The organism is Paenibacillus septentrionalis, from assembly GCF_042659865.1.
GTDB classification, from domain to species: domain Bacteria; phylum Bacillota; class Bacilli; order Paenibacillales; family Paenibacillaceae; genus Pristimantibacillus; species Pristimantibacillus septentrionalis.
On record NZ_JBHSTE010000006.1, the window covers coordinates 88,087 to 105,998 of the forward strand.

Consider the following 17,912-nt stretch of genomic DNA (forward strand, 5'->3'; position numbering starts at 1 on the left):
AAGTTGAGGAATGGATGTATGAAAACAGGTCAAGGAGCAGCTTCAAATAGGTATGAAACGGTTTGGGAGTATTATGAAGATCAATCGTTGATTTTGGACGTAGTGCTCGAAGAAGCGATTCGATTAATGCCTGTCTATCGCTCGATAAGTACGAGCAGCATGAGCAAGATGGCATTGTCCGAGGAAGAAGCCAAGGAGCTGCTGCATAGTCAGGTCATACATCTCAAATTAAGTGATCAGTATCAGGAAGTCATTCGAAGGCTGGAGAGCATTGCAACTGAAAAGCTAAAGCATTCTACAAGTTTATCGATTTTTTCACTGCAGCAAAGCTTAAAACTCGATGAGCTTGATTTTCGTGTGTTAATGGTGATGCTTGCCCCGCATTTGAACAAGAAATATATGAAGCTATATGCGTATTTGCAGGATGATATGACGAAGCAAAACGTAACCCTTGATCTACTGATCGCACTTTGTGCTAGAACCTCACAGGAGGTACAAGCGTTATACCATCGCTACTATTATCTGGGCGGTAAATATGCCCTGCTCTATGAAGAGGGCGAAAAGCAAGCGATTCTTTTCCAAGAAAGCTCGATATTAATAAAACCGCTTTGTCTCAAAGAGCGTGTTATTCATTATTTATTGCTTGATGTTCATGAAGAATATCGTTTTCCTTTCGATATAAAAGCGAATCGATGCAATTCACAAGCGTTTATGGCTGAACTGCTTGTTGATCATGAGAAACAGCGCAATATGCAGTATATTGCGGATACCTATAAGAACGAGCAGGTCGCACTATGTCTAGTTGGTACAACAGGGTCAGGTAAAATGCTGCACACAGCATGGCTGGCAAACTATGCTCAAAAATCTGTTCTTTGCGTGGATGCAACGACCTTGCCGCTAATGCGAGCAGAGTTTCAGCAAGGTTTGACTGATATTATGTTTGGCGCAACCATTACGAACTGTCTTATCGTATTTGATCGACTTGAGAAGCTTCTCTTGTCCAATGACTTAAGGCTGGAATGGCTGCAAACCGCAATAACACAGTTCGAAGGAATGATTATTTTACACTCAGAGCAGCCGATCACGTTGTCGTTAATGGATATCCCGATATTCAGCTATGTTTTTGAAGTACCAAGCATCGATGAGCGTGCCTCTTTATGGCTCCATTTTGCAAGCACTAGATTGCCTATTACTTCCTCCCAAGCATTAGAGCTTGCAAATAAATTTCAATTTAGTCCAGGTCAAATTAAAAAGGTTTTGCAATTAGCGGAATATGTAAAAATTCAACAATTTAATGATGATGCCACGCAAGACATGAAGCTTATTCATGAATCAGCGTACTCTCTTATCCATCATGGATTGGAGGAGAAGGCTAATAAGCTTAAAGCAAGCTGGAACTGGGAGGACTTAATCCTGCCGCCAGATGTTATGCAATTATTGCAGCAAGCGTGTTATCGAATTAATCATCGCTACACCGTCATGCAGAATTGGGGATTTTCCCGGTTGTTGCCGTATGGTCGAGGAGTCAGCATGCTGTTTACTGGACCACCAGGAACAGGTAAAACAATGGCTGCTTCTGTGATGGCCAAGCAACTGCAATGTGAATTGTATCGTGTTGACCTTACACGGGTCGTATCGAAATATATTGGCGAAACAGAGAAAAATCTAGCGGAGGTTTTTGATCGTGCCAAGCTTAGTGGAGCTATTCTGTTCTTTGATGAGGCAGATGCTTTGTTCGGCAAACGATCAGAGGTAAAGGATTCGCACGATAAGTACGCCAATATGGAAACGTCCTATTTACTTCAGAAGATGGAAGAGTATGAGGGATTAACGATTCTGGCAACGAATTTTTCTCAAAATCTGGATGAAGCCTTTACAAGAAGAATTCAATATATCGTGAAATTCCCGTTTCCTGCTGTTGAGCAGCGAGAGCAGCTGTGGCGCTCTGTTATTCCGAAGCAAATGCCATGCGAAGAGCTAGATTATCAGTTTCTGGCAAAAACGTTTGAACTCTCTGGTGGCCCGATTAAAAATATCGTACTGACTGCTGCATATATGGCAGCAAGTGATACAGGTATCGTCTCCATGAAGCACGTCATTGAGGCAGCTATTCAGGAGTATAAGAAGACGGGCAAATTACTGATGAAAGAGCGGCTTGGCAGCTACAGTGAATATTGGAAGGGGGGATCGTAATGGCGAGTTATTCAGTCATTGCTGATATAGGACTGTCCTTTGTAAAGGTGCTGCGAGAAGCGCTCGTTCCTGATCTGGTCAATCATTCTGATGGAGTTGGACTAGCTAATCCACTTGATCGTGGGGATATGAATGTGACGGTCTACTTATATGAGATCAAGGAAAACGCTGAAGCTCGTAGTCAGGAAATGGTAGACCTGGGCGATCGCATGCGTTATCCGGGTGTTGCTTTGGATCTGTATTACATCGTGACAGCGCATTCCTCATCTGATGTGCTGACACGTGGCATCGATGAGCAGCGGATGATTGGGAGAATGCTTCAGCTGCTGCACGATCATCCAGTATTGAAGGATGACGATCTAGAGGGAGCGCTCACAGGCACAACTCATACATACCGCATTTCGAAGGAGCCTGTTCCAATAGAAACCTTGGTTAGCTTGTTTCCGAACCAGCCATATAAATTATCGCTAGGTTATAAGATAGGTCCAGTTTACATCGATTCTACTCGTACCAAAACCGTGAGCCGAGTAAGCGAACGACAAATCAAAACAAGGCAGTTTAAATGATGATTGTACTAGAGCTGGAATCTTCCAACTCTATTCAATAAATAAAATAAAGGAGGTACTAGTTATATCGATGATCGATATAATTGGGCAAACAAATGGCTGAATATTTTACACCTGGCGTGTATATAGAAGAGTTCGATAGTGCTGGGCAACCGCTATCAGGCGTAAGCACAAGCATCGCAGGGTTTGTTGGTTTGGCTGAGCTTGGACCAACGACTGGACTACCAACTCTTGTAACGAGTATGAATGATTTCAAAAGAAATTTCGGTGGCTATTTGTCACAAAACCAATTTGGCGATTACCGTTATCTGTCTTACGCTGTTGAGCAGTTTTTCGTCAATGGCGGCTCCCAGGCATACATCGTACGTGTAACGCCAGAAAATGCTGCAGTTGCTTCAAGCGAAAGCGGCGTGCTGCAAGTTTCTGCTAAAAATGCAGGCGCATGGGGCAATCAGGTTGCAGTTAGTGTAGAAAAGGCAACGAAGGCGAAATCAGCTATTGTATCTGATCTAGGAAATAATCAGTATGTACTTAAAAATAGCGGGGGCTTCTACGCAGGAGACGAGGTTGTATTCTCAAGCGAAGAGGGCATCCAAAAAACAGTGGTCGTTAGTGTTCGTGATCAAGTAATCGAGCTTGCTGATGAATTGACGGGTGAAGTAACAACAGAGCCGGGTGCTGTACCGACTCGCATTCTTTCCACAGTAGAATTCTCGTTGTTTGCTGCTTATGGAGCAGTAGCCGAGAAGTTTGATAATCTTTCCTTTAACGTAGAATCTCCACACTTTGTTACAAAGGTGCTTGCAAAATCACAGCTCATTGAAGTAACGGTTAATGAAGGTACAATTAGTGATCTTCTAGGCGAGGCGAATGAGCTAACCATTAGCCTGACAGGCGGTTCTGATGGCAGTCTCGACACAGTAACAGCAGGTACATTTATGGGTGAAGATAATGGTCCTGGCAAACGTACAGGTATCCAAAGCTTTATTGATAATGATTCCGTTAGCATTATGGCTGTACCTGGCGTTACGATTCCAGCTGTACAACTTGCACTAGTTGCACATTGCGAAGGACTTGGCAGCCGTTTTGCCATTCTTGATATTCCACGTGAGAAAACATCTGTTCAAGAGGTGCTGGAGCATCGCGATCTGTTCGATTCCAGCTATGCGGCGCTTTACAATCCTTGGGTGCAAGTGTTTGATCCGGCTGAGAAGCGCAATGTATTCATTCCTCCATCTGGTTCTATGGCAGGTGTGTACGCAAGAAGCGATTCTTCTCGTGGTATTGAAAAAGCACCAGCCAATGAAGTGCTGCGCGGCGTAACTGGACTGGATGTTCAATATAATCGCGGCGAGCAAGATCTGCTTAATCCGAAAGGCGTAAACTTGATACGCAGCTTTACTGGTCAAGGTATTCGTGTATGGGGAGCTCGCACCGCTAGCTCCAATAGCTTATGGAAATATATTAACGTGCGTCGCCTGTTCATCTTCATCGAAGAATCGATTAAGCAAGGCACAAACTGGGTAGTATTCGAACCGAATGATGAGCGTCTATGGGCAAGAGTACACCGTACGATCGATGCGTTCCTAACTCGTGTATGGCGTGGCGGCGCATTGCAGGGTTCATCGCCAAATGAGGCATTTTACATCGATATTAGCTCCAACACGATGAGCCAGGATGATATTGATAACGGCAGACTTATATGCGTAATTGGTATCGCGCCAGTTAAACCAGCAGAGTTCGTCGTATTCCGCATTACGCAAAAAACGAATGAACAATAATGAAAAGTAGAAGGAAAGGATGAATCAAACATGGCAGGCGAAAGAAATGACCCATACCGCAAGTTTCGATTCCGTGTAGAGGTTGAAGGAATTGAGCAGGCAGGATTTAGCGAAGTTTCTGGCTTCGACGCTTCACTTGATGTCATTGAATATCGTGAGGGGACGGATGTCATTACACCGCGTAAGCTACCAGGCTTGGCGAAGTACGGCAACATCTCACTTAAATGGGGTGCTACCGATTCTCTTGATCTATGGGAATGGATTCAGGAGTGTATCGTTGAAGGAGCAATTGAGCGTAAAACGGTTACGATTATTGCGATTAGTGAAGAGGGCGAGGATGTTGCAACATGGCAAGTAAATGAAGCTTGGCCAACGAAATATACTGCGCCAGACTTTAATGCTACCGCATCAGAAGTTGCCATTGAGCTGCTAGAGCTAGCGCACGAAGGAATGCTTCGTACGCAATAATAGATGATGAGATTGGACGCAAGGAACGACCGCTGCGGTTTGTTCCTGCGTCTTATTTCAGAAATATGGAACATATTAAAAATAATTAAAAGCTAGTATTTTCGATGGATATACTAGCGCAGGAGGAGCGGCTATGTCATTTGAAACTGAATTTCAATTTGAATTGCCACGAGGATATGTGGATGAGAACGGCAATCTGCATCGTAGAGGAACAATGCGATTAGCTACGGCAGCGGACGAAATTTTACCGATGCGTGATCCTCGTGTACAGCAAAACCCGGGCTACTTGTCTATCATATTGCTTGCTCGTGTCATTACGAAGCTGGGCGATTTGCGTGCAGTAGATACGAAAACAATTGAACGGATGTTTACAGCGGATTTAGCATTTCTACAAAACTTCTATCGTGAAGTTAACGAAATGGAAAAGCTGATGGTTCGTACACATTGTCCGAAGTGCGAGCATGAGTACGAGGTGGATATTTCTTTTTTGTCTCGGACGGAAGAGGCTTAAGCGTTTATCCCGAAAAAAAGCTGTATGAAGAAATCGGGTTTATTGCTTACTACTTCCATTGGTCGCACGCAGAAATTATGAATTTAGAGCATAAGGAACGAAGAAGGTGGTGCGAAGAAATATCACAAATAAACCGTAAAACAAATGGAGAGTCGGAACAAAAAAATCCATTTGATGTTTTCTAGATCGGGGGAGAACCAACTTGTTTTTTAATCAATCATCCCTAATAGGCAATTATCGTTTTATGGTTGAAATCGGAAATTTATATGTTGCAGGTTTTTCTGAAGTAAGTGGCCTTACGGTTGAAACGGAATTCGAAGAATATCGCGAAGGCGGAGTAAATGACTACGTTCATAAGCTAGCGAAGGGGACTAGACATGTACCGATTGTGCTGAAAAGAGGCATAGGCTATTCTACTGAGCTGTGGGATTGGCACAATGATGTTGTCGCAGGACGCATTAGGCGTTTAAGCGGTTCTATTATATTATTTGACGACAGGTTTAGGGAATATCGTCGATGGACCTTTAACGATGCCTATCCCGTGAAATGGATAGGCCCTGATTTGAATGCTTCTGTAAGTGAAGTAGCGATTGAACAAATTGAGCTCGTGCACAACGGATTTAAGTTGCGTTAGTAAGGCTGGAGAGGTGAGCATGAATTGAGAATGAAAGTGATGAAAAGCCAAACGATGATGATTAGCGTTCAATGCCAAGCACAATTTTCCAACGAAATTTTAAGGAAATATGGGTGGTCTTTTTCGCAAGGCAATCATGTTCGGCTTCAGCATAAGGAAGATGTCGTTCATGCTAAGCAGCAGACGGCTATTGCTGTACCTGCTGTATCGATTCAACAGATCATCCAGCCCTTGTATATAAAGCTCGCTGTGCAGCATCTTTCCTTTTCACAACTTGCCGTATACAAGCAGCAGCTGTTGCGGGAAACCAATGAGAGCATCATACGACTGCAGACTTCTGCTGGCTCCAGTTCTAGCTCTGGAACTCAGCATATGCAAACTACAAGGATTGTGGATGCTCTTGCTATGACTGAAGCAAATGTTGCTCCTATGTCAAGCTCGATAGAGCCCGCACAAGCTATGCATGTACGTCAAGAGAAGCAAAGAGATACGACATGGTTGCACATGAAGCAGGTTTCGCAGCATTTTAAGCAGGATCGCTTTCTGCAATCGATCATAGAAAAACGCAATGCTGTCGTTCATTATTACGAGCGCGTCAAGCATATGGAGCATGTTATGACCAATGCTCAAACCGTTGCAATCGAAAACGATGGTTCGCTCGCTTCTCCTAATCGAGAGCAGCTTGTGTCAGAGCAGCCTACAGCTTCTACCGTAAGAGGATTGGAAAAAAAAGAACAAGATGTGCAGCAAGCAGAATTGACCAAGTCGCAGCTTGTAACGACTTCATATGCGAAGCAGCCGGCTCGAATGATCTGGCATGAGCGTGTAGAAGAAAGGCAGCAGCAATGGCGTAAAGAGCACGAGTCACTACTCCTGAAGACTCAAACAGTAGTGAAGCAGCTAGAGAATGAAAGCATCTTTCATAATGTGGTAAGTGAGAAGCGGGCAATAACTCCTGCTAATCAAGCAAGCAGGGATGAACGAATAACTGGGCAGGATGTTCAGTGGACGATCCATCGGTTAGTGCATGATGATTTTGTACGCTATAGATCTACACAGCATTTGAAGGTGTCTACCAAGCAATTGACACAGCTTAGAAAAATCAGCATGAAGGACGTTTCTGAGAAGACGTTAAGCAAAATAGAGCAGCGGCTTTCTCAGGAGCATATCAAGCTTTACTACGTTGCAGAACAAAAACGGCAACAGAGTCGCCCTAAAAAAGAAAATAGTCAGCTTGTCCAAGATAGGCAAGCTGTTGCTCATCATATACATCAAATTCGAAGAAATGCATCAGTCTTAAAAGTTGTAAAGGCACAAGCTCATTCTTCTTCTCTTCAAGCAACTCACGTACAGAGTGCAGCTCAAACGATTTCAGTAACACTATCATCACAGCAGATGGTTCATTCTACGTTTAACAGGATGGAAGGAAGCAGGACACAAGTTGAAAAACAGCTTGTGAAGTTTCCCGTTCTAAAGGAGCTTTCAGTAAGTGAGCAGTGGCTGAATAGAATCAAATTTAAGAAGCAGTTATCGCTTATTCACCTTACGAAGCAAGTTAGCGAAATAACAAGGAAGAGTGACGATGAAAAGAGCCCGAGGCCGAATAGTGAACAGTCGAGCAGTGAAAAGAGTGACAGCCCAAGGCTGAATAGTGAACAGTCGAGCAGAGAAAAGAATGACAGCCCAAGGCTGAATAGTGAACAGTCGAGCAGAGAAAAGAATGACAGCCCAAGGTCGAATAGTGAACAGTCGAGCAGAGAAAAGAATGACAGCCCGAGGCCGAATAGTGAACAGTCGAGCAGTGAAAAGAGTATCAGATCGAGGTCGACGCTTCGTGAGCAGTCGAGCAGCGAGCCGCTAAGTAATATGGAAGCTCCCGTAAGTGATATAGCTTTGGAAGGCAGCTCTCAGCACAATGAACGATCCAACTCTTCTAGCACGTCAGCAGCAAGAGATATACAACAGCCGCAGCAGGAACGACTACAGCTTGCAGAAGCAAAATGGATCGTTAACCATCAGCTACAAGCCAAGGTGGAGCATGTGCATCTGCACTCGCTTCAGCACTCGATAACGAAACAAATAAAGTCCGTATTAGCCCCAGCTATACAAGGAGCACTACGTTCTCGCTCGAATGATAAAGGGGAACCATTGCTTCAAGCAAAATGGCAGCATAAACTGGCTTCACCGCAAACCGTATTACTGAACAAGCTGCAAGAGAGATTGAACGTGATACGGCACACTGATGATGTGATAACCGTGCATAATCAACATTCCGTAACAATTCATGCGCAATCAAGCCAGCTTGTGACGTTAAAGAGCGGCAAGGCGATATCATTATCGCATTTGTCGCATAGAGGGGAAGCAGCTATCCAAAAGCTGACTTCAAGGGCGTTAGCTAGACGGGAATTGACGTATCGTGAAATTCAGGAAGCACAAGCTATCCCGACTATCCCGATTTTGGCGCGAAAGCTGCTGCGCGAGGTTAAAACCCAAACGATAAATACGCACTCGATAAACAAGCAGACGATAAACACGCACTTAATAGACACGCAAACGATCCGCAAGCAAGATGCGGAAACCAGGAATGAACAAGCTGTTTATAATGCGGAGCACAGCAGCGTCACTCAGCAGTCTAAAGAGCTTGTTCATGAGCGTGTATTCAGGCCTATCATAAAGCAGCATATGACGATATTGTACAAAGAACATGAAAAGCTGCCAACCGCATTGAAGCGAGGAGTACAGCAGGCAAATAGAGGTTCTTACGAACGTTCAAGCTCATCGTCAGTAGCTATAAACCAGGTTGAACGTACAAAATCAACAATGCCAGTGGAAATGAAACAGGTTGAGCATGCAAGGTCAATGCCAGTGGAAATGAAACAGGTAGAACGTTCAAGAACATTGCCAGTGGAAATGAAACAGGTAGAACGTTCAAGAACATTGCCAGTGAAAATGAGGCAAGTTGAGTATGCAAGCTCATCGCCAGTAGCTATAAACCAGGTTGAACGTACAAAATCAACGCCAGTAGCAATGAAGCAAGATCGCTCAAGATCGCTGCCCGTCAGTGTGAGGCAGGCTGAGCAATTCAGAATACTTCCGGTACATATGAGAATGGCTGAGCATTCTAATGCACTGCCAGTCGTCATTCATCATACGGATATGACGCGGAGCAATTCCAAGGTTGATACCCGTTTAAGTTATGTTGACTCCTCTAAGCCTTCAAGAGTAGAGGCTGCACAAAAAGAGGATAACGCTCAGACGCTTTCATTAAAGCGTGTAGAGCTTGATACGGTCATCAAGCATGTGTCTTTGCTTGTGAAGGAAGAAAAGAAAGTGAAGCAGCAGGATTCCCTTACGGAGCCCATAGCAGTCATGCAAACGCATATTAAAAAGCTCGAGGAACAAATTACGCAACAGCAACAGCTTATTCAGGATGCAAGAAATCCCAATGCAATAAAGCAGCTTTCCAATCAAATCTATGAAGAATTAAGCAGAAAAATCAAATTTGATAACCAACGATTAGGTCGTTAATGTTCTCAGAAGTGATTAAGGGGGGAAATCATGTCACTGGAAAAAGCACAAGTCATTGCGATGGTGGGATCAAAAAAAACGACGGTTGATGTTCTATTCAATCCTTCAGAGTACGCACTTGAATCATCCAATCAATATTCCTGGCAGTCGATGCCCGGGTTATCTCAACCCATTGCGCAATTTGTAACGGGTGAAGCCACTACATTGTCCATGGAGCTGTTTTTTGATACTTATGAACAAAATACAGATGTTCGAAGCTATACCCTGCAAATTGCTGGAATGCTTGATATCGATAAGGATTTGCATGCACCTCCGCTATGTATATTCAAATGGGGCTCGTTATCGTTTCAGGGTGTACTCGAAAAGGTAAGCCAGCGCTATACGATGTTTAATCGAGAGGGCAAGCCGGTTCGAGCAACATTAAATGTAACGTTCAAAGCAGTACAAAGCATGCAGGAGCAGCTAAAGCATATTCCAAGACAATCGGCGGATCGTACGAAACAACGAACTGTGAAGCAGGGTGACCAGCTATGGCAGATCGCAGCGGAAGAATACGAGGACCCAGCACTATGGCGTGCAATTGCGAAAGCGAATGATCTAGCCGATCCAAGACAGCTTGAGCCAGGGACTTTATTGAAAATTCCACGATTATACGGATAAGGAGATCACGATATGAGCAGCGTTAAGCTAGATTCAAAAACCGTTTCCTTTGATTCCTTAGAGCAGCATTACCGTGGATTTATTGCTCCATCTTTTAAGGTCATCGTTAGCAATAAGGATATTGTAAAGGAAGGTATGGCTATTGAATCCGTCACTATACAAACCTCCACCTCAAAGATCGCGGATACGGTCAGCTTTTCTGTTACCAATGCTTATGATTTGATAAAACGAGATTTGAAATGGGCCGATTTGCTTCAGCCTGGTAATTCTGTAGAAGTATCTATCGGCTACACCGACATCTTGACGCCATTATTCTTTGGTTACATTTCCAACACTGAATTTAATTTCTCATCTGGTCAAGCTCCCGTTATTTCTGTGACCGCAATGGATATAAGCTTTTTCATGATGAGAAGCGGGGAGCCGCAAATTTGGTCAAATAAAACGATTCCTGACATTGTAGAGGAACTCGGCAGAAAATATGGGCTTACTGAATTTGATATTGAAAAGGATACACAGGTTTACCCGACCCTTATGAAAAATACGGAGACTGATCACAAGTTCATTAAAAATTTAGCAGATAAATTACATTATGAGTTTTTTGTAGTGGGTAAAAAGCTGTATTTTCGTCCGTATATGAACAACCGCACCCCTGTTATGACGCTGGAATGGGGGAAGCAATTAATGTCCTTTAAACTCGAACATGATATTGCGGATCAGGTGACGAAAGTGATCGTGAAGGGGAATATACGCAAGTCAAAGGATATTGTATATGGAGAAGCCTCTACAGTACGGAAGCTTGGGAAAAATTCTTTAACCGGCGGAGATTTGCTGAAAAAGATAGGGACATTTATACAAGTCATCCAAGAGCAAGTAGATGACGAAGCGGAAGCGAAAGAGCTAGCGGAAGCGAAGATGGAAGAAATCAGTATGAAGCTTGTCAGCGCCAGTGCCTCATGTATTGGCTTGCCAGAAATTCGAGCAGGCAGATATATAGAAATCGGTGGCTTAGGGAAGCGACTCAATACCCTTTATTATATTGAAAGTGCGACACATACAGTAGGATCTTCAGGCTATCAAACCTCATTCAAATTAAAAGGAAATGCGGTGTAATGATGTTATATGACTACTTTACAACAGGATCGCGCCAGGATGAGCATTTTACGATGAATGGTGTATATAGCGGTATAGTCACAGATAACAAGGACCCGGATAGTAATGGACGTGTAAAAGTGAAAATCCCTGTTATCGATGATCAAAAGGAATTCGACTGGATGAGAATCGTTGCCTTTATGGGGGGAAAGGACAGAGGCGCTTTATTTATACCTGAAGTAGGGGATGAGGTGCTGATTGCTTTTATGATGGGGGACATTACTGCTCCTATTGTGATAGGAAGCTTATGGAACAAGGAAGAGCCTCCACCTGCTGGAAACAATGATAAGAATGATATTCGAAAAATAAAGACGCGAAGTGGTCATGAAATTACATTCGATGATAATGATCAAGCGGGTAAGATTACAGTAAAAACGAAAAAGGGGCATCAGCTGGAGTTTGCCGATAAGGAACAGCGAATCGAACTCCGAACAGCTAACAGCAATCATAAAGTTATGCTGGATGAGCAGAAAGGTCAAGTAACGATTCAATCGTCACAAGCGACACTTACGATGAATCAGAAGGGTGAGATAGAAATCAAGGCGCCCAAATCTATTAAACTATCAGGTGGTCAAATTCAAATCGAAGCAAGCAGTACGTTAGAGATGAAAGCAAATGCCAATGTCAATATATCAGCTTCAGGCATGCTGCAATTAAAAGGAAGCATTATTAAGTTGAATTAGTAGGGGGAGAAGGCAGATGTCAAAGGATTTTTTGGGACGAGGCTGGAAATTTCCCGTCGAAGTTGATCCAATAACAGGAAGAATTCGATCAGTAGAATACGAGGATGATATTGCAGAAGCGATAAAAATTATTATTACGACAATAAGAGGCGAGCGCATTATGCGTCCAGATTTCGGAAGCGGCATTGAATCGTATCTTTTTGAAGGCAACAATGCGACAACGGCGCAAATGATAAAAAATGAAGTGCTTCAAGCGATTATAAAATGGGAACCGCGTGTACACGAAGTAGAAGTAGAAGTAGAATCTGACCCACACGCTGATCATCGCTTAAATATTACAATTCAGTATACCGTGCGAACAACGAACAACCTTTACAATCTAGTATACCCCTATTATTTGTATGAAGGTGCAAATTAAGAATACGGAGCGAAAATATGAATGATAATCGGCGTTTTGAGCAACTCGCACCTACGATAGATTCGAGTGATCAAGAGGTTCTATTAGAACAACTGAATAGCATGGTCCCATTTTACGCTCCGGAGTGGAGCTTTAATAAGGATAATCCGGATTTTGGCAGTGCATTGGCACTAATCTTCCTACGACTATTGGAAGGCAATATAGAACGAATGAATAAGCTGCCTTACAAAAGCCTCGTTTCTTTTTTGAATCTATTTAATGTAGAGCGTGCGCCTGCGACGTCCGCTGTAGCCAATGTCTTGTTTAAGCTTACTGATGGTACACCTCAACCAGTATGGATTGATAAAGGCATACAACTTGCAGCCAATGTGGCTGGCGGTGAAGCGGTTGTATTTGAAACGGAAAGCCCTGCCTTATTAACAACCGCTGCTCTGGAGCAAATTATTGCTGTATATCCTCGCAATGATCGCATCGTCGTACACAAAGAGGATAATCAATGGAACGGAGCAGGTCACGACGAGCAGGCTCCAGTTATTACGTTATATGGCAGCAAGGGACACAATCTTCAAGAGCATACGCTGTATTTGGAGCATCCTTTCTTATTCGATGTCATTCATCCTTGTTCTATCGAGCTTTATTTTTCTCATGCTCAGCATGAAATTGCAGCAAGTGAGGCTGCACTGATGTTTGCTGATGAACGTAAAGTTACGTGGGAGTTTTACAGTGGTGGTCAATGGATTCCTTTTGATGCTGTTCATGGCTATGAACAAAAGCTGCGTCTCCTGAAGCTAAATTCGACGCCGCTAGAGGCAACAGTGATTGCTGGTCAAGAAGGAAACTGGATTCGTTGTCGCGCACATTCCTTATCTGCTGTTGATGATAATCTGGGGCTGGGAAAACTTCAATTCCAACGTCTCACGATGAAAACAGACTATGCAGCTGCCCATGCTTCCTCAGGGATATTGACGGAACGTGCATTTTACAACGATATTCCGATTCAGCCGGACAAGGGCTGTGAGCCTTTTGGTGACTTTTTCGCGACATACGGCTGCTTCTATATTGGTAATAAGGAAGTGCTCGGCAAGCGAGGGGCTGAAGTATCGATTTCATTTTCACTATCGTACAACATGCATCGGCTATTCCCTGACAAACCGAAGCAAATCAATTGGAAGCCAATTATGAAGCGTGAAGTGGTAGATCGAGTAGAGGTTCCTGATCCCGTCACGATTACGAAAGTACAGTGGGAATATTGGAATGGTCGTTCATGGGCGGTGCTTCCTGTGGCTGAGGAAGCGACAACGTTATTTCAGCATATAATCGCCGAGGAAAAAGAGGTTCAGCTGCAATTTATCGTTCCAGAAGACATGGAAGGAATAGAAGTGAATGCCGAGTACAGCATGTGGATTCGTGCTCGCATTGTTACCGTAGCTAATCCGTATTCCATTGATGCCATCTATTATTCACCTTATGTTCAGCAGATGAAGCTGCGCTATCGCTACGAGGATCGCATGTTAACCCCTCAGCATTGCATGAGCTACAACAACCTCGACTGGCAAACTTATACCCAGCAGTTGAAAAGTGGCGGCATAATTGTCAGACCTTTTCAACCGATGGCAGGCTATCAGCCAACCGTTTGGTTTGGTTTTGACAAGCCGCCAGAGCGTGGGCCGATTCATTTATATATGGATGTGATATCGAGAAATTGGACATCAGAAGAAATTCCTCATGTAGAATGGCAGTATTTAAAGGCTGTAGGAAGCACATCGCAGTGGCAGCCTCTTGTTGTTGCAGATGATACACAGGGTTTTTCAAGAAGTGGTATTTTGCAATTTGTAGGACCTAGAGATTTTGCTTTTCATAAGCAGTTCGGCAAGGCGCAATATTGGATACGTGCGGTTAATCGCGATACGCGTTTTTACATGCATAATGAGGAAGAGTATGAGCCACTTGTGAAAACGATTCAGTTAAATACGCTGCGTGTATTGCAGCAGCATACGATTCATCATGAGAACCCCGTCTATCTGGATGGTTATGACTTAACGCAAGAGATGCAGGAAAGCTGCTATGCCCTGTCATTGAAGCCGGTGATTAGCGAGACGGTATGGGTAGATGAAACAGGTCGCATGAGCAGTAATGAGCTGGAAGAATTGATGCTTCATTCACCTGAGATGCTGGATATCCAGCGTGATTCAGAGGGTCATATTATGCAGGTTTGGGTGAGATATACACTGGTTGATCATTTCTTGCATTCCAAGCCAACAGATCGTCATTATTGCATAGAACGAGCCACCGGCAAAATTACGTTTGGCAATGGTCAGTTCGGTAAAGCTATATCGCTTAATGGAATTGATCAGGTTAAAGTAAGCTATATCAGTGGAGGCGGTGCTAGAGGAAACGTAGAGAAGGGAACGATCACTTCTTTGCAAAATGCAATAGCTTTTGTAGAATCAGTGTCTAATCTTGAAGAAGCAGCAGGCGGCTGTGACGCAGGCACTGTATCTGATGCGATTGCTCATGGGACGAAGTTTTTTGCTCACCGTAATAGAGCGGTAGTAGCTGATGATTTTGAATGGCTCACTCGCAGCATCCATCCTAACGTTGCCAAAGTAAAATGCTTGGCTAATCAAAATATTAAATTGCAGCCAGAAGCAGGGGCATTAACACTCGTCGTAATGCCTCATACGGGCAGAGGTCAAAATACGCATTTTCTTGAGCTGAAGAAGTGGATCGAGCATCGTTTATTGAAAATTACAGCAGCGAGTGTTGCATTCCCGAATTTATTGCAGGTGATTGAGCCTGTCTATGTTGAAATTGGAGTTCGCGCTACTGTTTGGGTTAGAACGATGGATGATGTCGTAATGGTCGAAAGACAGCTGCAGCAGAAGCTGAATCATTTTCTTGATCCGATTCATGGAAATCACGACGGAAGAGGCTGGGAAATTGGTCAATCGATACATCCATCGATGTTTTATGCGTTAATTAAATCATTAGGTCCTGTCGTTCATATACCACAATTATTGCTCGAGGCATACAAGCATGAATTAGACGGGAAAGTAGAATACAATCCGGACAAGCTTGACTTACTGCCGCATAGCATCATTATTCCAGGCGAACATCGGATTACGGTTGAGGTTCATCAATAAGCAGGAGAGGAGATGCAGATATGTTGCCAGTACCAAATTTGGATAATCGCACCTTTGAGCAAATTATGCGTGAAGCGAAGGAACTCATTCCCCGTTTAGCTCCAGAATGGACAGATGAAAATGTACATGATCCAGGTATGACGCTGCTTGAGCTGTTGGCATGGCATATTGAGATGCAGCAATATCGGATTAATCGGATGTCAGTAGAGTATGATCGTAAATTTTTATCTTTGCTGGGCGGCTGGCCAATGGATAGACAGCCTGCAACGACTTCTGTTAGCTTTACGCACGTTCATGACGTCACCTACATACCGTTTGGTACGGCAATCAAGGTTGGACAGTTGCAGTTTGAAACCGTACGCTCCATTACGCTAATACCAGAACGCACAACTTCGATTACGTTAAAGCATGATGGAACAAGCAAGGCGTTAACACAAAACCTCCGTTCAGGCAAGGTTGTCTTCTATCCTTTTGGCGATAAAGGAGAGATTGGCTCTCACATGTTAATTACATTAGAAGAGCCGCTGCCACAGGTTATGCCGCTATCCCTATTTATTGAGCTGGACGGTCAGCCAGCGGCGCACCGTATTCCTGCACGCTATAAGCAGTTCTATCCTTCTGCTACGGTTGAGTGGAGTTATTTGGCAGAGGATGAGGAGGGTGGAAGCTGGAAGCCGCTTCGCATGGAACGAGATGAATCATATTCCTTTCATCAAAGTGGTCCGATTTTATTCGAATTGCCACTTTCCACACAAAGCATTTCAACGATAAAAGCAGAAGTAGTGGCAGGCAGATTTGACGATATCCCTCGAGTTCGCCGAATTATGTGGAATGAGGTGTTTACTTCCCAAGGCAAAACATGGTGTATTGAGGAGCGCTTTGAGGGTTGGGGAGAAGAGACGCGCAAATTAGGCCAAAGTGAACCGGTACATCTGTATTTGTATCATGCGCTTTATCTAAGCGGCCATATTCAAGTACAGTATAAAGTTGAAGATGGCTGGATCGATGTTGCTCCACAGTACATACATGCTGAGCATGAAGATACTCATGTTGTACTGACGATACAACCATTCGAGATTATTCCTATTGGAAAAGACAGTATAAGAGTTGTTGGTCTTGATCCTGATTTTGTAGCGGATCAATATATTGGCAGTGGAACTGGAATTGCGTTTCAAATCTATCCATTGCCGATATCTTCGATATATTGTAATCAACTGATCGTGCAGGTTGGGGAATGGGATCCCGAAATGAAGAGAATGCTTTGGCGTGACTGGGAACGGGTATTGGATTTCGATCAATCGACGATGAGCAGTCCCCATTATGTGATCACGGAGGATGAGCAGCTCTCCTTTTCTGATGGCACATACGGAATGTCACCTTCGAGCTCGCCTGTACCCAATATTCGATTCATAAGCTATCGTACAGGTGAAGGCATACAAGGAAATGTGAAGGAAGATACGCTTAAGAGCATGAGTGTACATAATCAGCAACTGCAGGTAACTAATTTATTCCCTGCATACGGAGGCAAGGACCCGGAAACGGTAGCTGACGCATTGGCACGTACAAAGTTGGAGGCATTAGATCCGAAATGCGCGATTACCGAAAAGGATATTGAGGCACGCGTTTTAGAAATTCCTGGTGTGAAAATCGCTAGAATAAAAGCGATAAGCGGCTATCATCCTACCCTTACCAATTATCCGCAAGAACGTGCGATGGGACAACTTTCAATCGTTGTCGTACCAAGAAGCAGTCGGTTGTTTCCGAGTCCTAGCGATGGCTTGAAGCAGACAATTGCTGCACATATGGAGCCATATCGGCTGCTAACAAACAAGTATCATATTATTGGGCCTGAATATATCAAGGTTACAATTCGAGCCGTTATCGTAGTGGAAGCCCAATACGAAGGAAAAGAGAAAGAGGTCGTAACGGCATTGAATCGCTGGCTTATTCCTGAACAAACGAGTCAGTCAGACGGCTGGGCATTTGGCAAATCCATTAATAAAAGCGATGTATACGACTATATTCATAGCGTTGCTGGAATTGTGTACATACAGGATTTGTGGATTATGGCAGAAGGCAATCAAGTTACACAAGAAGAGGGCGGAGATATTCGCATTCCGCCTAATGGCTTAGCTTATTCTGGCGAGCATGAAATCGAATTTATTATTCAGCATTAAA

The 17,912-nt window shown here is 43.8% G+C and carries 13 protein-coding genes and 1 pseudogene; all 14 read left to right on the forward strand.

Features of this window, described 5'->3' with window-relative positions; genetic code table 11:
- Positions 1 to 18: 18 nt before the first annotated feature.
- The 14 genes and pseudogenes from ACFP56_RS17455 (at position 19) to ACFP56_RS17520 (ending at position 17,911) form a co-directional block, all read left to right on the forward strand.
- On the forward strand, positions 19 to 2,193 hold the full coding sequence (locus ACFP56_RS17455; RefSeq protein ID WP_379236927.1) for an ATP-binding protein: 2,175 nt from the start codon (positions 19 to 21) through the stop codon (positions 2,191 to 2,193).
- Positions 2,193 to 2,759, forward strand: a complete 567-nt coding sequence (locus tag ACFP56_RS17460; RefSeq protein WP_379236929.1) for a DUF4255 domain-containing protein — start codon at positions 2,193 to 2,195, stop codon at positions 2,757 to 2,759. The genes ACFP56_RS17455 and ACFP56_RS17460 overlap by 1 nt, the downstream gene beginning before the upstream one ends.
- Before the next feature lie 95 nt (positions 2,760 to 2,854).
- Positions 2,855 to 4,540: a phage tail sheath family protein gene (locus tag ACFP56_RS17465; RefSeq protein WP_379236931.1), complete on the forward strand. Its 1,686-nt coding sequence runs from the start codon at positions 2,855 to 2,857 to the stop codon at positions 4,538 to 4,540.
- 30 nt (positions 4,541 to 4,570) lie between these two features.
- Entirely contained in the window at positions 4,571 to 5,008 is a 438-nt protein-coding gene (locus ACFP56_RS17470; RefSeq protein ID WP_379236933.1) for a phage tail protein, read from the forward strand.
- A gap of 133 nt (positions 5,009 to 5,141) precedes the next feature.
- Positions 5,142 to 5,519, forward strand: a complete 378-nt coding sequence (locus tag ACFP56_RS17475) for a phage tail assembly protein (RefSeq protein WP_379236935.1) — start codon at positions 5,142 to 5,144, stop codon at positions 5,517 to 5,519.
- Positions 5,520 to 5,530: 11 nt separating this feature from the next.
- A pseudogene (locus tag ACFP56_RS17480) lies at positions 5,531 to 5,704 on the forward strand (DUF6760 family protein); the annotation flags it as partial.
- A 17-nt stretch (positions 5,705 to 5,721) separates the two neighbouring features.
- Complete coding sequence (locus tag ACFP56_RS17485) at positions 5,722 to 6,153, forward strand: phage tail protein (RefSeq protein WP_379236937.1); 432 nt, start codon at positions 5,722 to 5,724, stop codon at positions 6,151 to 6,153.
- A 24-nt stretch (positions 6,154 to 6,177) separates the two neighbouring features.
- Positions 6,178 to 9,681, forward strand: a complete 3,504-nt coding sequence (locus tag ACFP56_RS17490) for a hypothetical protein (protein ID WP_379236939.1) — start codon at positions 6,178 to 6,180, stop codon at positions 9,679 to 9,681.
- Positions 9,682 to 9,711: 30 nt separating this feature from the next.
- A complete protein-coding gene (locus ACFP56_RS17495; RefSeq protein ID WP_379236941.1) occupies positions 9,712 to 10,341 on the forward strand; it encodes a CIS tube protein in 630 nt (209 codons plus the stop codon).
- A 12-nt stretch (positions 10,342 to 10,353) separates the two neighbouring features.
- Positions 10,354 to 11,451: a phage late control D family protein gene (locus ACFP56_RS17500; protein WP_379236943.1), complete on the forward strand. Its 1,098-nt coding sequence runs from the start codon at positions 10,354 to 10,356 to the stop codon at positions 11,449 to 11,451.
- Positions 11,451 to 12,173: a phage baseplate assembly protein V gene (locus ACFP56_RS17505; RefSeq protein ID WP_379236945.1), complete on the forward strand. Its 723-nt coding sequence runs from the start codon at positions 11,451 to 11,453 to the stop codon at positions 12,171 to 12,173. The genes ACFP56_RS17500 and ACFP56_RS17505 overlap by 1 nt, the downstream gene beginning before the upstream one ends.
- Before the next feature lie 16 nt (positions 12,174 to 12,189).
- A complete protein-coding gene (locus ACFP56_RS17510; protein WP_379236947.1) occupies positions 12,190 to 12,591 on the forward strand; it encodes a GPW/gp25 family protein in 402 nt (133 codons plus the stop codon).
- Between the two features lie 17 nt (positions 12,592 to 12,608).
- Positions 12,609 to 15,734 carry a hypothetical protein gene (locus ACFP56_RS17515; protein ID WP_379236949.1) on the forward strand — a complete coding sequence of 1,042 codons (3,126 nt, stop codon included), beginning with the start codon at positions 12,609 to 12,611 and terminating at the stop codon, positions 15,732 to 15,734.
- Positions 15,735 to 15,754: 20 nt separating this feature from the next.
- Positions 15,755 to 17,911, forward strand: coding sequence for a baseplate J/gp47 family protein (locus ACFP56_RS17520; protein ID WP_379236951.1), 2,157 nt, complete (start codon positions 15,755 to 15,757; stop codon positions 17,909 to 17,911).
- Position 17,912: the final 1 nt, after the last annotated feature.

Excerpts from the sequence above, each read along its gene's own strand:
- ACFP56_RS17465 (WP_379236931.1), top strand. The coding sequence starts at position 2,855 with ATGGCTGAATATTTTACACCTGGCGTGTATATAGAAGAGTTCGATAGT.
- ACFP56_RS17510 (WP_379236947.1), top strand. The coding sequence starts at position 12,190 with ATGTCAAAGGATTTTTTGGGACGAGGCTGGAAATTTCCCGTCGAAGTT.
- ACFP56_RS17500 (WP_379236943.1), top strand. The coding sequence starts at position 10,354 with ATGAGCAGCGTTAAGCTAGATTCAAAAACCGTTTCCTTTGATTCCTTA.
- ACFP56_RS17460 (WP_379236929.1), top strand. The coding sequence starts at position 2,193 with ATGGCGAGTTATTCAGTCATTGCTGATATAGGACTGTCCTTTGTAAAG.
- ACFP56_RS17495 (WP_379236941.1), top strand. The coding sequence starts at position 9,712 with ATGTCACTGGAAAAAGCACAAGTCATTGCGATGGTGGGATCAAAAAAA.
- ACFP56_RS17520 (WP_379236951.1), top strand. The coding sequence starts at position 15,755 with ATGTTGCCAGTACCAAATTTGGATAATCGCACCTTTGAGCAAATTATG.
- ACFP56_RS17515 (WP_379236949.1), top strand. The coding sequence starts at position 12,609 with ATGAATGATAATCGGCGTTTTGAGCAACTCGCACCTACGATAGATTCG.
- ACFP56_RS17470 (WP_379236933.1), top strand. The coding sequence starts at position 4,571 with ATGGCAGGCGAAAGAAATGACCCATACCGCAAGTTTCGATTCCGTGTA.
- ACFP56_RS17475 (WP_379236935.1), top strand. The coding sequence starts at position 5,142 with ATGTCATTTGAAACTGAATTTCAATTTGAATTGCCACGAGGATATGTG.
- ACFP56_RS17505 (WP_379236945.1), top strand. The coding sequence starts at position 11,451 with ATGATGTTATATGACTACTTTACAACAGGATCGCGCCAGGATGAGCAT.
- ACFP56_RS17455 (WP_379236927.1), top strand. The coding sequence starts at position 19 with ATGAAAACAGGTCAAGGAGCAGCTTCAAATAGGTATGAAACGGTTTGG.